General features: G+C 64.0%; 11 protein-coding genes. 6 read left to right on the top strand and 5 right to left on the bottom strand.

Features of this window, described 5'->3' with window-relative positions; all coding sequences use genetic code 11:
- Positions 1 to 280 precede the first annotated feature (280 nt).
- The gene (locus NPX02_RS13145; protein ID WP_260294144.1) at positions 281 to 898 is read right to left on the bottom strand and encodes a LysE family translocator; all 618 of its coding nucleotides are present in this window, start codon (positions 896 to 898) and stop codon (positions 281 to 283) included.
- Between the two features lie 512 nt (positions 899 to 1,410).
- Here NPX02_RS13145 and NPX02_RS13150 point away from each other — a divergent pair.
- Both NPX02_RS13150 and NPX02_RS13155 read left to right on the top strand, forming a co-directional pair.
- Positions 1,411 to 2,562: an MFS transporter gene (locus tag NPX02_RS13150; protein WP_260294146.1), complete on the top strand. Its 1,152-nt coding sequence runs from the start codon at positions 1,411 to 1,413 to the stop codon at positions 2,560 to 2,562.
- A gap of 294 nt (positions 2,563 to 2,856) precedes the next feature.
- Positions 2,857 to 5,034 (top strand): malate synthase G, encoded by a 2,178-nt coding sequence (locus NPX02_RS13155; protein WP_260294148.1) that lies wholly within the window; start codon positions 2,857 to 2,859, stop codon positions 5,032 to 5,034.
- 146 nt (positions 5,035 to 5,180) lie between these two features.
- Here the strand turns inward: NPX02_RS13155 and pckA are convergent, their stop codons facing one another.
- Positions 5,181 to 6,800 (bottom strand): phosphoenolpyruvate carboxykinase (ATP), encoded by a 1,620-nt coding sequence (pckA, locus tag NPX02_RS13160; protein WP_260294150.1) that lies wholly within the window; start codon positions 6,798 to 6,800, stop codon positions 5,181 to 5,183.
- 367 nt (positions 6,801 to 7,167) lie between these two features.
- Here pckA and NPX02_RS13165 point away from each other — a divergent pair, with 367 nt between their 5' ends.
- On the top strand, positions 7,168 to 7,722 hold the full coding sequence (locus tag NPX02_RS13165; protein ID WP_260294152.1) for an RBBP9/YdeN family alpha/beta hydrolase: 555 nt from the start codon (positions 7,168 to 7,170) through the stop codon (positions 7,720 to 7,722).
- Between the two features lie 136 nt (positions 7,723 to 7,858).
- Here NPX02_RS13165 and NPX02_RS13170 read toward each other — a convergent pair whose 3' ends face one another.
- The 3 genes from NPX02_RS13170 to NPX02_RS13180 form a co-directional block, all read right to left on the bottom strand.
- Positions 7,859 to 8,191 (bottom strand): hypothetical protein, encoded by a 333-nt coding sequence (locus NPX02_RS13170; protein WP_260294154.1) that lies wholly within the window; start codon positions 8,189 to 8,191, stop codon positions 7,859 to 7,861.
- Between the two features lie 77 nt (positions 8,192 to 8,268).
- Positions 8,269 to 9,054, bottom strand: a complete 786-nt coding sequence (locus tag NPX02_RS13175) for an SDR family NAD(P)-dependent oxidoreductase (protein WP_260294156.1) — start codon at positions 9,052 to 9,054, stop codon at positions 8,269 to 8,271.
- On the bottom strand, positions 9,051 to 10,565 hold the full coding sequence (locus tag NPX02_RS13180) for an efflux transporter outer membrane subunit (protein ID WP_260294158.1): 1,515 nt from the start codon (positions 10,563 to 10,565) through the stop codon (positions 9,051 to 9,053). Before NPX02_RS13180 ends, NPX02_RS13175 begins: the two co-directional genes overlap by 4 nt.
- Positions 10,566 to 10,657: 92 nt before the next feature.
- Here NPX02_RS13180 and NPX02_RS13185 point away from each other — a divergent pair, with 92 nt between their 5' ends.
- From NPX02_RS13185 to NPX02_RS13195, 3 genes are all read left to right on the top strand, one after another.
- Positions 10,658 to 11,275 (top strand): TetR/AcrR family transcriptional regulator, encoded by a 618-nt coding sequence (locus NPX02_RS13185; RefSeq protein WP_260294160.1) that lies wholly within the window; start codon positions 10,658 to 10,660, stop codon positions 11,273 to 11,275.
- An 84-nt stretch (positions 11,276 to 11,359) separates the two neighbouring features.
- The gene (locus NPX02_RS13190) at positions 11,360 to 12,478 is read left to right on the top strand and encodes an efflux RND transporter periplasmic adaptor subunit (RefSeq protein ID WP_260294162.1); all 1,119 of its coding nucleotides are present in this window, start codon (positions 11,360 to 11,362) and stop codon (positions 12,476 to 12,478) included.
- Positions 12,475 to 15,576 carry an efflux RND transporter permease subunit gene (locus NPX02_RS13195; RefSeq protein ID WP_260294165.1) on the top strand — a complete coding sequence of 1,034 codons (3,102 nt, stop codon included), beginning with the start codon at positions 12,475 to 12,477 and terminating at the stop codon, positions 15,574 to 15,576. Before NPX02_RS13190 ends, NPX02_RS13195 begins: the two co-directional genes overlap by 4 nt.
- The last annotated feature ends 3 nt before the right edge of the window (positions 15,577 to 15,579 follow it).

The following is a 15,579-nucleotide window of genomic DNA, read 5'->3' on the forward strand; positions in this document are numbered from 1 at the left end:
GCAAAGAACGCAAAGAACGCAAAGAACGCAAAGAACGCAAAGAGCTACGATGACTTACCTGCACGTCAGGGCAAGCCCGGCAGGTGAAGGATCGGGAGGATACAAGCCGGTGTTTTCCTTCGTGTTCTTTGCGTCCTTGCCGGTTGAAATAAGGTTTTGGTTGTAGGTCGCGTTAGCCGAAGGCGTAATCCGATAGATCGGGCTTATTCGTCGGATTACGCTGCATTTCTCCGACCTGCGATCCTGATGGCTGAGCCAGGTGGGTAATCAGGTAACCCTATCAGTGCCGCAGCCCGATATAGGCACCGGCCGCCATCATGATGGAGCCGGCCACCCGGTTGAGCCCGCGCATCGCCCGCTCGGAACGAAACTTCTTGCGTGCCCAGGAGGCGCTGAGCGCGATCAGCAGCAGACCCAGCATCAACCCGACCAGGGTGATCACCGAGGCCAGAACGATATCCCGGGTGGTCAGCACGCTCAGGTCCATGAAGGTGGGCAGGAAGGCGATGTAGAACAGGATCACCTTGGGGTTGGAGGCCGAGATCAGGAAGCCCTGGATAAAACTCTTCACCTGATCGCTCGACTTCACCCCGGCCGCTTCGGTGGCCAGGCTGGGCCGGGTGCGCCACATCCGCCAGCCGAGATAGAGCAGGTAGGCGGCGCCCAGGATCCGGATCAGCGTAAACAGCCCGCCCCAGTGTTCGGCTACGGCGGCCAGGCCGTAGCAGGCGAAGACCAGGTAGACGATGTCGCTGATCGCCATCCCCAGCGCCAGGGTAACGCAGGCCGCCGTCCCCTCGGTCATGGCACGCGCCAGAATGGCGAACACCCCGGGACCCGGGGTGATGGAGAAGATGAAGATGGCCACGAAAAAGGCCAGAGCGCTTTCTGTCGACATGGGAGAGACCTGTATCCGCCACCTGATCTGCCTGAGGGTGTCGGAGTCGCGCGCCCGCTGTAGTGGGCACGCCACCAAAACCTCCGCGCGACTCCGACACCTGCGGCGATGAATTCGCCAGATCATAACCCATTGACACGGCCAAGACAGTCGCCGAGAAGACAATTTCAATCTCTTTTGTCCCCCGCACCTTCCGTTGCATGGGTAACTTGGGGGTCGTAACTTGAGGGGTCGGAGTCAAATTGAGTTCATGATTTTGGCTTAACCGTCCAGGCTTGATCCAATTTGACTCCGACCCCTGCGGCCTAAATACTGCGAACCCCGACCCTTGCGGCCTGATCGGTTGCAGATGAAACTAACCCTTCCCCGTCCCTGTTATTAATTACGCCGAAATCGGGTACCATGCGGCATCCGCCGAAACCGAAGGGAATCCATCGTGAGCGCAAATAATCCCAACCTGCCCCACTTGGCGCACCCCGCTGCTGGTCATCATCGCCGGCTGCCTGATCGCCATGATCGGCTTCGGCATCCGCTCGGTGTTCGGCCTGTTCCTGGAACCCATGACCCTGACCCACGGCTGGAACCGCGAGACCTTCGCCATCGCCATGGCGATCCAGAACTTGCTGTGGGGCATCGGCGTACCGGTAGCCGGGGCCATGGCCGACCGCTTCGGGCCGATGCGGGTGCTCTCCTTCGGCGCCCTGCTCTACGCCATCGGCGTCTGGGGCATGGCCACCACCGACAGCAGCCTGGGGCTGCACCTGTTCGGCGGTGTGCTGACCGGCCTCGGCATCGCCTTCTCCGCCTTCTCCATCGCCCTGGCGGCCATGGCCAAGGTGGTGGGGCCGGAGCGGCGCACCCTGGTACTGGGACTCGGCACCGCCGCCGGTTCCCTCGGACAGGTGGTCTTCTCGCCCCTCGGCCAGCAGTTCATCGCCGCCTTCGGCTGGCAGGCGGCATTGCTGATCCTGGCCGCCTCCGCGCTGTTGATCATTCCCTTTGCCCTGGTACTGCCGGACAGCCACACCCACCTGGGTGAACCGGCCTACGACCAGTCGCTGGTAGAGGCGCTACGCGAGGCGGCTGGGCATCGCGGCTTCGTGCTGCTCACCGTCGGCTTCTTCGTCTGCGGTTTCCACGTCGCCTTCATCACCGTCCACTTTCCCTCCTATGTGAAGGATCTGGGACTGGCACCGGAGGTGGGGGCCTACGCCCTGGCAATTATCGGCCTGTTCAATATTATCGGCTCGTTCCTCTCCGGTGCCGCCGGCACCCGCTGGAGCAAGAAGGGCGGTCTCGCCTTCATCTACTTCACCCGGGCGGCGGTCATCACCGCGCTGCTGCTGGCGCCGAAGACCCCCCTGACCATTTACCTGTTCGCCGCCGCCATGGGTATCCTCTGGCTCTCCACCGTACCCCTCACCTCCGGCATCGTCGCCCAGGTGTTCGGCGTGCGTTACATGGCCACCCTGTTCGGCATCGTCTTCTTCAGCCATCAGATCGGCAGCTTCCTCGGGGTCTGGCTGGGCGGGCGGCTGTATGACACCACCGGCACCTACAATGCCATCTGGTGGGCCGGGGTGGTGCTGGGGCTGCTGGCCGCCCTGATTCACCTGCCGATCAATGAACGTCCCCTGGCCCGACTGGCGCCCGAGCCCCGGTGAAACAAATCCGTAGATTCGCAAGGGTACATTCCATACACGATTTTGATAGACTGATTATTTGCCGTTATCACCCGAAACGGTGAAGTTGTTTACTGCAGGGTGCGGACAGCCGTCAGTGCTGCCAGGTGTCAGGTAAGGCCACTCCTCCCGGGAGACGACTATTATATAAAGATGTAGTCATTAGGCCGTGCCGGAATCCCGTGGCGCGGTGGCGGGTGAGCCGTTGCAACACCCCTGCAGGCACCCGGGATGACGGCATTTCCATTGGATTATCAACTGCGACAAGGGCATTACATGACAGCACGTACACAGATCGGCGGCTTGCAAATCGCCAACGTGATCAAAGAATTGGTAGAGAACCGGATCATACCGGGGAGCGGGGTTAACGCCGCCGACTTCTGGAGCCGACTCGAGCAGATCGTCGACGACCTGACCCCGAAAAACCGTGCCCTGCTGGCCAGGCGTGACCAACTCCAGGCGCAGATCGACCAGTGGCACCGGCAGCAGGCCGGCCAACCGCTGGATGCGGCCGCCTACAAGACGTTCCTGGTCGAGATCGGCTACCTGCTACCGGAGGTGGCGGACTTCACTATCGGGACCGAGAACGTCGACCCGGAGATCGCCGAGATGGCCGGTCCCCAGCTGGTGGTGCCAATCAACAACGCCCGCTACGCCCTCAACGCCAGCAACGCCCGCTGGGGCAGCCTGTACGACGCCCTCTACGGTACCGATGCCATCGCGCAGAGCGGCGACCTGGCGATCACCGCCGGCTACAACCCGGCGCGCGGCGCCAAGGTGATCGAGACCGCGCGCAACCTGCTGGATGAGGCGGTAGCGCTGGCGAACGGCAGCCATCGGGACGCCACCGGCTACCGCATCATCGACGGCGCGCTCACGGTCAGCCTGGGCGACGGCAGCGAGACCGGCCTGGCGCAGCCGGAAAAACTGGCCGGTTTCAACGGCGAGGCCGACGCCCCCAGCGCGGTGCTGCTGAAGAACAACGGCCTGCACCTGGAGATCCAGATCGACCGCAACTCGCCGATCGGTAAGGGGGATGCGGCCGGGGTGAAGGACGTGCTGCTGGAGGCGGCCATCACCACCATCCAGGACTGTGAGGACTCGGTCACCGCCGTGGACGCGGAGGACAAGGCGCTGGTCTACAGCAACATGCTGGGCCTGTTCATGGGCGACCTGAGCACCGACATGGAGAAGGGCGGCAAGACCATCACCCGCCACCTGAACCCGGACCGTAGCTACCGCACCCCCGACGGCGGCAGCCTGACCCTGCCGGGCCGCAGCCTGCTGTTCATCCGCAACGTCGGTCACCTGATGACCAACGAGGCGATCCTCGACCGCAACGGCGACGAGATACCCGAGGGCATCCTGGACGGCATGATGACCGCCCTGATCGCCCTGCACGACTTGAAAGGCAACGGCAAGTACCGCAACAGCCGGCGCGGCAGCATCTATATCGTGAAACCGAAAATGCACGGTCCGGAAGAAGTCGCCTTCACCTGCGAGCTGTTCAGCCGCATCGAGGAGGCCCTGGGCCTGGCGCGCAACACCATGAAGGTCGGCATCATGGACGAGGAGCGCCGTACCACGGTCAACCTGAAGGCCTGTATCCAGGCCGCCAGGGAGCGCGTGGTGTTCATCAACACCGGCTTCCTCGACCGCACCGGCGACGAGATCCACACCAGCATGGAGGCCGGTCCGGTGGCGCGCAAGGAGGCGATGAAACAGCTCCCCTGGATCAAGGCCTACGAGGACTGGAACGTGGACATCGGACTGCGCTGCGGGCTGCGCGGCAAGGCGCAGATCGGCAAGGGCATGTGGCCCATCCCCGACCAGATGGCCAACATGCTGCAGGCCAAGATCGCCCACCCGCTGGCCGGTGCCAACACCGCCTGGGTGCCCTCGCCCACCGCCGCCACCCTGCATGCCATCCACTACCACAAGGTGAACGTGGCCGAGCGCCAGAACGAACTGGCGAGCCGCGAGCTGGCCAGCCTGGACGCCATCCTGGAGATCCCGCTGATGGGCGACCGGAGCTACAGCGCCGAGGAGATCCAGCAGGAGCTGGACAACAACGCCCAGGGCATCCTCGGCTATGTGGTGCGCTGGATCGACCAGGGGGTGGGCTGCTCCAAGGTGCCCGACATCAACGACGTCGGCCTGATGGAGGACCGCGCCACCCTGCGCATCTCCAGCCAGCACATCGCCAACTGGCTGCGCCACGGCGTCTGCAGCGAGGCGCAGGTAATGGAGACCCTGAAACGCATGGCCGCCGTGGTGGACCGGCAGAACGCCGATGACCCCAACTACCGCGACATGGCACCCGGCTTCGACGGCGTCGCCTTCCAGGCCGCCTGCGACCTGGTGTTCAAGGGCACCGAACAGCCCAACGGCTACACCGAACCGGTGCTGCACGCGCGGCGCCGCGAGGCCAAGGCAAAGTACGGCCAGGCCTGATCGCTCCCGCACACGGGCGATTCGGACCCCGGACCACGCCACAGTGAAACCCGGGGAAAAAATATCCCGTAACAAATGGAAACGCCCGTCTTAGACGGGCGTTTTCATTGTTGCCTGCGCCGACCCGCGCCGGAGCGCCAGCGCGGTCAGTCGATCTGCGGACCCGCCGCCACCAGCCGTTTGCCCTCCGCCGCGTCGGTATAGCGACCGAAGTTTTCCGCGAACAGGTGGGCCAACGCCTTTGCCTTGGCATCCCACTCCGCCGCGTCGGCATAGGTGTCCCGGGGGTCCAGAATGCCGCTGTCACAACCGGGTAGCTCGGTCGGTACCTGCAGATTGAATACCGGAATGCTCTTGGTTGCCGCGTGCTCGATGGAGCCATCCAGGATGGCATCGATAATGGCGCGGGTGTCCTGGATAGAGATGCGCTTGCCGGAACCGTTCCAGCCGGTATTCACCAGGTACGCGGTGGCGCCCACCGCCTCCATGCGCTTCACCAGCTCCCTGGCATACCGGGTCGGGTGCAGTTTCAGGAACGCGGCCCCGAAGCAGGCCGAGAAGGTGGGGGTCGGCTCGGTGATGCCGCGCTCGGTACCCGCCAGCTTGGCGGTGAATCCGGAGAGGAAGTGGTACTCGGTCTGATCCGGCGTCAATCGGGAGACCGGTGGCAACACGCCGAAGGCGTCGGCAGTGAGGAAGATCACCTTCTGTGCATGCCCCGCCTTGGAGACCGGCTTGACAATATTTTCGATATGGTGGATCGGATAGCTGACCCGGGTGTTCTCGGTACGCGAACCGTCGCTGAAATCGATCTTGCCGTTCTCATCGACAGTCACATTCTCCAGCAGCGCATCGCGCTTGATCGCATGGTAGATATCCGGCTCGTTCTCCTCGCTCAGATTGATGGTCTTGGCATAACAACCGCCCTCGAAATTGAAAATGCCGTCATCGTCCCAGCCGTGTTCATCATCGCCAATCAGGGCGCGCTTGGGATCGGCCGAGAGGGTGGTCTTGCCGGTACCGGAGAGACCGAAGAAGATCGCCACATCACCCTGCTCTCCCACATTTGCCGAACAGTGCATGGAGGCGATGCCGCGCAGCGGCAGCAGGTAATTCATCATCGAGAACATGCCCTTTTTCATCTCGCCGCCGTACCAGGTGCCGCCGATCAGCTGCATCCGCTCGGTAAGATTGAAGGCGACAAAATTCTCACTGTTGAGGCCCTGACGCTGCCAGTGGGGATTAGTCGCCCTGGCGCCGTTCAGCACCACAAAGTCGGGCTCAAAGTGCCGCAACTCCTCCTCACTCGGCCGGATGAACATATTTTTCACAAAGTGCGCCTGCCAGGCCACCTCGGTGATGATGCGTACGCTGAGACGGCTGCTCACATTGGCACCGCAGAAGGCATCGATGACGAACAGGCGCTTGCCGGAAAGCTGCCGGGCAACCAGTTCCTTCAGTTCTCCCCAGGTCTCCTGGGAGAGCGCCTTGTTATCGTTCTTGCCGTGGTGCGACCACCAGAGGGTATCCTCGGTCGTGGCGTCGCGAACGATATACTTGTCCTTCGGGGAACGGCCGGTGAAATCACCGGTACTCACCGCAACCGCCCCAAGCTCGGTAACCACACCCCGCTCAAAGCCCTCAAGGTCGGTACGGGTCTCCTCCTCGAAGAGCTGTGCATAGGAGGGGTTATAGACAATCTCCGCCACATCGGTAATGCCAAATCGACTGAGATCCGCTGGGGCCGAAAGGCCTCTGGTCGGCATGTCCATACTATCTCCTGGCAACTGTTCACATTGAAGGGGATTCCGGCGGCTCATCCCGCTTGGTTTCAGTGCCCCAGAACACCGAACCCCGCCATGCCTTGCCAACAATCTCCCGGTCCACCACCCCGTATCCGGGGGAATAACACAGCAAGTTTAGCTGCTATAGCAGGTCTGGCAGGGTAATGATAGAAAATATTAATCATCTATAATTTTTTCTTATGATATCTATTTGTTGCCCTTAACAACCTGAAGTGGATGAACTGGCATAACCGAACCGACTGGTATCATAATCAGGCAGTCTTTTTCCGCCCCGCATTGGCAACCTATGCTCGGTCCTCATCCATACAACCCACGACCCGGTCAAACCATGCACACCAGCAACCCTATCCACCACATCATCGTCCCCGGTTACGGCAACTCCGGCCCCGATCACTGGCAGAGCCACTGGCAGCAGCGGCTGCCCAACAGCCGCCGCACCCGCCCCGCCAGCTGGGACTTCCCGGAACACGACGACTGGGTCGCCGCCCTGGACCGGGAAATCACCGCCGCCGCAGGCCCGGTGATCCTGATCGCCCACAGCCTGGGCACCATCACCGTGGCCGAATGGGCCGCTGAACACGCCTCGGACCGGGTCATCGGTGCCCTGCTGGTGGCCATCCCCGACGTGCAGCGCCCCGACCTGCCGGACGCCATCCAGGGCTTCTCCAACCCGCAACTCGCCCCGCTGCCCTTCCCCGCCATCGCCGTGCTGAGCCGCAACGACCCCTACTCCGCCCTGCAACGCGGCCGGCTGTTCGCCGAACGCCTGGGCGCCCGCATCGAGCTCCTCGGCGACTACGGCCACATCAACCACGAATCGGGTCTGGGGGAGTGGGAGCAGGGGCTGAAATGGCTGGATGAATTGCGTGCTGCGGATGAGTGATGCCAACGGTCTCAACGCGAATCAGGTTCGGCGCTGGATGCGCGACCCCGGCGATCAGTCAGTGCGCTGTCAGGAAGTGTTGCCAATCGCTCCCACGCGCTGATCATCCGTTGAGCGTCCGCAGGATGATGTGGCACTAATCCCGCAACTCACCCGAGCTTCCCAGAATCGAGCGGCGCGCACGCAGGTGCGGGTCGATCGTCGACTGCGATCCCGTCGCGAGTGCGGGCTGGAACGCGACGCCCGTCACGGGTGGCACGACAATTCGCTGACGCGCGAACTCATGCGGATCCGTCGGCGCCAGCGCCGCAGTTGCCGTCGTGCTGCGGATGGCTGCCGAATGCTGTGTCACGCTCAGTATCAACTGCCGCGCCTGCTCGTGAGGGTCCAGCGGGCGACCGGCATCGGCCAGCGCGGTGTGGGCGGAAAGGACGAGGGCGATGCCGGACAATGCCAGAGTCGAGTTCATGATGAGTCTCCTGTTCAGGTGATGCGGTGGGCGGGCGGCACCGTTGGCGCTTGGCACCGCTCGGCCGGAAATACGTGTCATCCGTTCATGGCACGCGACAAAAAGGCCTGGTGCAACCAGCGTGGCGTCGCCCACGTGAGGATCACGAGGGCCTTGTTCGCCCAGCCCGGCACGACGCTGATGCGTCCGGCCTGCAAGGCGCGGATACCGGCGCGCACCACGGTGGCCGGCTGCATCATCAACCCCTTTAGCGCGGGTGTGATCTTCATCTGCGCCGCGGTGACGAAGCCGGTGTCCGACACGCCCGGGCAAAGCGCCGTCACCGTGACCCCATCGCGCTTGAGTTCGCGATGCAGCGCTTCACCCAGGCGCAACACGTAAGCCTTGGCAGCGGCATAGACGGCGAAGTTCTGCACCCCCTGGTAGGCCAGCAGGCTGGCCACCAGCAGGATCTTCCCGCGTCCGCGTGCCCGCATGTCTTGCGCAAAGACGTGGGTAATCGCGGTCAGGCTCGTCACATCCAGCTGCACCATTGCCATCGCCGCGTCCAACTGGCTCTCCACGAACGGGCCTTGCAGTCCATGGCCGGCGTTGTTGATCAGGATGTCGATCGCAATGCCTCGCTCGCGGAGGCCCCGATGCAGTTGGGTGACCGCCGCAATATCCGAGAGATCGACCTGCTCCACCACGACGTCGATGTCGTACTGTCGGCGTAGTGTCTCGGCGAGTGCTTGAAGCCGGGCCAGCCGGCACGCCACCAGGACCAGCGAATGGCCCTGCTCGGCATATTGGCGGGCGAACTCCTCGCCGAAGCCGCTCGATGCGCCCGTGATGAGCACCCATGAATTGTCTGTTGTGGTCATTTTGCTTTCCTGCTGTCGGGAGTGGCGATGTCGTTGGTGGAGAGGTCGCTGTAGAGGCGGTTGCTGCTTGCATTGGGCGCCTCCCATCCGCCCCCCAAAGCGCGGAAGGCGGCGATGGCGGCGCGCGCAACCTCGGTTTGCGCCTGTGCTTTCGCGTCGCGCGCCTGCAGCAGCTTGCCATCGGCATCGAGCACCTCGATCAGGCTGACGCCGCCGCCCTGGTAGGCGGCAAGCGAGTTCTCGCGCGCACGGGCGAACGACAATTCACCCCGCGTCAGGACGCCGACCTGGGCCTCGCGTTTGACCAGCGCGGAGAAGGCGTTCTCGACATCCTCGGTCGCCCGTAACACGGCCATCCGGTAGGCCGCCAGGGCTTCGGCCTCCTGGCCACGCGCCGCGGCGATCTGCGCGTCGACGCGGCCGAAGTCGAACAGGCGCCAGCGCAGTCCGAGGATGCCCTGGGCCTGACTGGCGGCCCCGGCGAAGAGGTTGCCACTCGCGATCGCGGTGGCGCTGCCCAGCAGGGCGGCGAGCGAGAACTTGGGGTAGTACTCCGAGACCGCCACGCCGATGCGCGCATTGGCTGCGGCAAGGCGCCGCTCGGCGACAATGAGATCGGGCCTGCGCCGAAGCACCTCGGCCGGGGTGCCGGTCTCGGCCAGCCCCGGAGCGACCGGGACCGGCGCCACCGGGGCCAACTCCCTGCGGTAGGTTCCCGGCTGCACCCCGAGCAGCACGTCCAGCGCGTTCATCGCCGTATCAAGGCCAGCCTCCAGGACGGGGATCTGCGCCTCGGCCTGGGTAAGCGAACCCTCGGCCTGGTTCATCTGGAGCTCGGCGGCGATCCCCTTTTCGTACTGGAGCGTGACCATGGCGAGCAACTGGCGGCGGGTCTCCACCTGCTGTCCGGCGATCGCGATGCGCGCCTGCAAGCCCCGGATCGTGACGTACACGTCCGCGGTCTGCGCGGCTACGGCCAGCCGCGTCGCCACCGCACCGGCTTCAGAAGCCTCGTACGCCGCGCGGGCGACCTCCTGCCCTCGGCGCAGACCGCCGAACAGGTCGGTTTCCCAACTCGCACCGAGGTTGGCCTCGTAGGCACTGCCGCTGCGATCGAAGCCTGGCATGGCGTTGAGCACCTGCCCCAGCGGGGTCTCGACCGACTGGTAGCCTCGCTCAGCGCTTATACTCACGTTGGCCGCCGGAAGCAGCCCCGCATCGGCGTGGCGCAGCGACGCGCGCGACTGGACGACACGTGCCGCCGCTTGTGCGATGTCCAGATTCTGTTCAAGGGCCAGAGAGACGAAGCGCGTCAGCAGAGGATCATCGAAGGCGGACCACCAGACCGTGAGGTCTGCCTTGTGCTGAACCAGCCGCTGATTGACACTTTCCTGCCCGAAGAAGGTGGACGACAGTGCGATCTCGGGAGTTCTGTAGTCGGGGCCAACGGCGCAACCCGTCAAGATGCCGACATTCAGAAGAAGGGCGAGAGAGCGGGGATGTGCGATCATGAGAGTCCTTCGGGTAGTTGAACTGTTCGAGTGACTATTATCCGTATTAGTCACTAATTGTCAAACTGTAGAATATGAGGTATTGTTTTCCCATGAGTGAAATTGAGTCTTCCACCCCGCAGGCGCGTGGCCCTGCCGACCACAGCGTTCGAGAGCAGATCGTCGAGGCAGCCGGAGAGCACTTCAGCCACTACGGCTACGAGAAGACCACGGTCTCCGACCTGGCCAAGTCGATCGGCTTTTCCAAGGCCTATATCTACAAGTTCTTCGATTCCAAGCAGGCCATCGGCGAGGCCATCTGCGCCAGGACCCTGAGCGCCATCATCGCCGCGGTCGAAGAGGCGATGGCAGGCGCGCCCACGCCGACGGAAAAATTCCGCAGGATGTTCAAGACCTTGGTGTCGACCGGCGTGAGCCTATTCTTCAACGATCGCAAGCTGTACGACATCGCCGCGTATTCCGCCGGCGAGGGGTGGCCGTCCGCCCGCGCCTATTGTGAGCGCATCCGGCAGATCCTGACGGAGGTGGTCCGCGAAGGGCGGGAGAGCGGCGAGTTCGAGCGCAAGACGCCGCTCGACGAGACGGTGCATGCGATCGATCTCGTCATGCAGCCTTATGTGAATCCGCTCCTGCTCCAGTACAACCTTGATGTTGCCGACGAGGCGCCGGTCCAGCTTTCCAACCTGGTGCTGCGCAGCCTGGCCCCATAGCCAGTTCAAAAATCTGGGTTGTGACTATTGACAATATTAGTCACTCGCTAGAGAATAAAGGCCTTCGCGTTACCGGAGGTCGCCATGCTTCAGCACCGTAATATTTCCCTCGCCGTCGTCGCTCTGCTGCCCTTAGTCCTGGCTGCGTGCAGCGACGCCACTTCTTCAATTGATCCACGGGCCCGGATCCCCCTGGTGCGGGTAGCGCCGGTGGCGCCCGCCGTCCAGGCGGAGCGTTCATTCACCGGAGTCGTCGCGGCGCGGGTTCAGAGCGATCTGGGCTTCCGCGTTCCCGGCAAGATCCTGGAGCGTTTGGTCGATACCGGGCAGGCCGTCAAGCGCGGCCAACCGCTGATGCGCATCGATCCGACGGACTTGAAGCTCGCCACGCGCGCCCACGACGAGGCCGTTGCCGCCGCCAGGGCGCGGGCGCACCAGACCGCGGAGGACGAAGCGCGCTATCGCGACCTCGTCGCCACGGGCGCGGTGTCGGCTTCCGCCTACGACAAGGCCAAGGCGGCCGCCGATTCGGCGCGAGCGGAGCTCAAGGCGGCCAAGGCCCAGGCCGACGTTGCCCACAACGAAACGGGCTACGCCGTCCTGCTCGCCTATGCGGACGGCGTGGTGGTGGACACCCTGGCGGAGCCGGGCCAGGTCGTCGGTGCGGGCCAGGTTGTCGTCCGCGTGGCGCATGCCGGGCGCCGTGAGGCGGTCATCGCGCTCCCCGAAACCCTGCGCCCGGTGATCGGCTCCAACGGCCGGGCACGCTTGTATGGAAACGGGCTGACGGGCGCCGCGAAGCTTCGCCAGTTGTCCGACGCCGCCAACCCTCAGACGCGGACCTTCGAGGCGCGCTACGTACTGGAGGACCGCCTGGCAGACGCGCCGCTGGGCTCAACCGTCTCCATCGAGATTCCTAACGGCCAGTCCGCCCCGGCGCTACAGGTGCCGATCGGTGCGATCTTCGATCCGGGCAAGGGGCCCGGCGTATGGCTGGTCGAAGGGGAAACGCCTCGGGTCACCTGGCGTCCCGTGCAGGTCGCCGGCCTCAGTGAAGATGCCGCTCTGATCGTCGACGGCCTTGCTGCGGACGATCGCGTCGTCGCGCTCGGCGCGCACCTGCTGCGCGAAGGTGACCACGTGCGGCTGGCTGAAGGCGAAGTCACACCAAGCGTGGCGGCGACCGGTGGGGAACGGCAATGAGCGGCCTCAACCTCTCCGCCCTAGCCGTACGCGAGCGTCCGGTCACCCTGTTCCTGCTGGTGGCGATTTCCGTCGCTGGAATCCTGGCCTTCCTGAGCTTGGGCCGGGCGGAAGACCCCCCTTTCACGGTCAAGCAGATGACCGTGATCACGTCCTGGCCGGGGGCCACGGCCAAGGAAATGGAGGAACTGGTCGCCGAACCCCTGGAAAAGAGGATGCAGGAACTACGCTGGTATGACCGGACCGAGACCTTTACGCGCCCGGGCCTGGCCTTCAGCACGGTCTACCTGCAAGATAGCGCCCCGCCCGCCGACGTTCCCGATCAGTTCTATCAGGCACGCAAGAAGCTCGGCGACGAGGCCGGCAGCCTTCCGCATGGCGTTATTGGTCCGATGGTGAACGACGAATACGCCGACGTGACCTTTACGCTCTATGCGCTGAAGGCCAATGGCGAGCCGCATAGAAGCCTGGTCCGCGATGCGGAGGCCCTGCGCCAGCGGCTGCTTCACGTGCCAGGCGTCAAGAAAGTGAACATCATCGGCGAGCAGGCCGAAAGGATCTTCGTCGAGTTCTCCCAAGACCGCCTCGCAACCCTGGGCGTGTCCCCGCGCGACCTCTTCGCAGCGCTCAATAGCCGCAACGCGATGACGCCAGCAGGCTCGGTCGAAGCCAAGGGTCCGCAAGTCTTCATCCGGCTGGACGGTGCGATCGACGACCTGGAGGCGATCCGCAATACGCCCGTCGTCGCGCAGGGCCGTACGCTGAAGCTCGGCGACATTGCCGACGTGAAGCGGGGGTACGAAGATCCGGCGACCTTCCTGATCCGCAACAACGGTGAGCCGGCCCTGATTCTCGGCGTGGTCATGCGCGAGGGCTGGAACGGCCTCGATCTGGGCAAGGCGCTGGAAGCGGAAGCGGCGGCCATCAACGCAGCGATGCCGCTCGGCATGAGCCTGTCCAAGGTGACGGACCAGTCGGTCAATATCCAATCGGCCGTCGACGAGTTCATGCTCAAGTTCATCGCTGCCCTCGGCGTGGTGATGCTGGTGAGCTTCCTCAGCATGGGATGGCGGGTCGGCATCGTCGTTGCGGCGGCGGTGCCGCTGACGCTGGCGGCGGTGTTCGTCGTCATGGCCGCCACCGGCAAGAACTTCGACCGGATCACGCTCGGTTCCCTGATCCTGGCCCTGGGGCTGCTGGTCGACGATGCGATCATCGCGATCGAGATGATGGTCGTGAAGATGGAGGAGGGCTACGAGCGGGTACACGCAGCGTCCTATGCGTGGAGCCACACCGCCGCGCCCATGCTCGCCGGGACCCTGGTGACCGCGATCGGCTTCATGCCCAACGGCTTCGCCAAGTCGACCGCCGGCGAGTACGCCGGCAATCTGTTCTGGATCGTCGGCATCGCGTTGATCGTGTCCTGGATCGTCGCCGTCGTATTCACCCCCTACCTGGGAGTGAAGTTGCTACCGAACTTCGAACCGCGCGCCGGCGGTCACGACGCGATCTACGGCACACTGCGCTACGAGCGCTTCCGTCGCCTGCTGGGATCGGTGATCCAGCGCAAATGGCTGGTCGCCGTGAGCGTGATCGGTGCCTTTGTGATCGCGGTGATGGGCATGAGTGTCGTGAAGAAGCAGTTCTTCCCCACTTCCGATCGGCCCGAGGTGCTGGTCGAAGTGCAGATGCCCCATGGCACTTCCATCGAGCAGACGAGTGCCGCCTCCAAAAAGGTCGAGGCCTGGCTGGCCAAGCAGCCGGAAGCCAAGGTCGTGACCGCCTACGTCGGACAGGGCGCGCCGCGCTTCTACCTCGCCATGGCGCCGGAACTGCCCGACCCCTCGTTCGCGAAGATCGTCGTGTTGACGGGAGGCGCCGAGGAGCGCGAGGCGCTCAAGCACAGGATGCGCCAGGCGGTGGCCGACGGGCTGGCACCGGAAGCCCGCGTGCGGATTGCCCAACTGGTGTTCGGACCCTACTCGCCCTACCCCGTCGCCTTCCGCATGATGGGGCCCGACCCCGACAAACTGCGCGACATCGCGGCACAGGTGCGTGGCGTGATGCAGGCCTCTGCGCAGATGAGAACGGTCAACACCGACTGGGGCGAGCGTGTGCCGACGCTGCATTTTTCGCTCGATCAGGATCGCCTGCAGAGCATCGGCTTGACGTCCACCGACGTGGCTCAACAGCTGCAGTTTCTGTTGAGCGGCATCCCGATTACCGAGGTGCGCGAGGACATCCGTTCGGTACAGGTCACGGCCCGCTCGGCCGGAAACACGCGGCTAGATCCGGGCAGGATCACTGACTTCACCCTGGTGGGCGTGACCGGCCAGCGGATTCCATTGTCCCAGATCGGAAAAGTGGACGTCCGCATGGAAGATCCGATCCTGCGCCGCCGCGATCGCACACCGACGATCACCGTGCGCGGCGACATCGCCGAGGGCTTGCAGCCGCCGGACGTGTCCACCGCGGTATGGAAGGATCTTCAACCCGTCATCGCCAAGTTACCGGCCGGCTATCGGATCGAAATGGGTGGCTCCATCGAGGAATCCGGCAAGGCGAATCGCGCCATGGCGCCGATCTTCCCCATCATGATCGCCCTCACGCTGATTACGATCATCTTCCAGGTGCGCTCGATCTCCGCGATGATGATGGTGTTCGCCACCGCGCCGCTGGGCCTCATCGGGGTGGTGCCCACCCTGCTGTTGTTCCAGCAGCCGTTCGGCATCAACGCGCTGGTCGGCCTGATCGCACTGTCCGGAATCCTGATGCGCAACACGCTCATCCTGATCGGTCAGATACACGACAACGAGAAGGATGGAGTGACGCCCTTCGATGCCGTGGTAGAGGCCACCGTGCAGCGAGCGCGTCCGGTCATCCTGACCGCGCTCGCCGCCATGCTGGCGTTCATACCGCTCACCCAGTCGGTGTTCTGGGGAACTCTGGCCTATACCTTGATCGGTGGCACCTTCGCCGGCACGGTTCTAACCCTGGTGTTCTTGCCGGTGTTGTACGCGATCTGGTTCAAAATCAGGCCGGCGGCGGGGAACGGACGGGCCGTTCCTGCGATGCGAACGGAATCTGTCACGGCCTAGGGC

This window comes from Sedimenticola hydrogenitrophicus (assembly GCF_025175675.1).
GTDB lineage: Bacteria > Pseudomonadota > Gammaproteobacteria > Chromatiales > Chromatiaceae > Sedimenticola > Sedimenticola hydrogenitrophicus.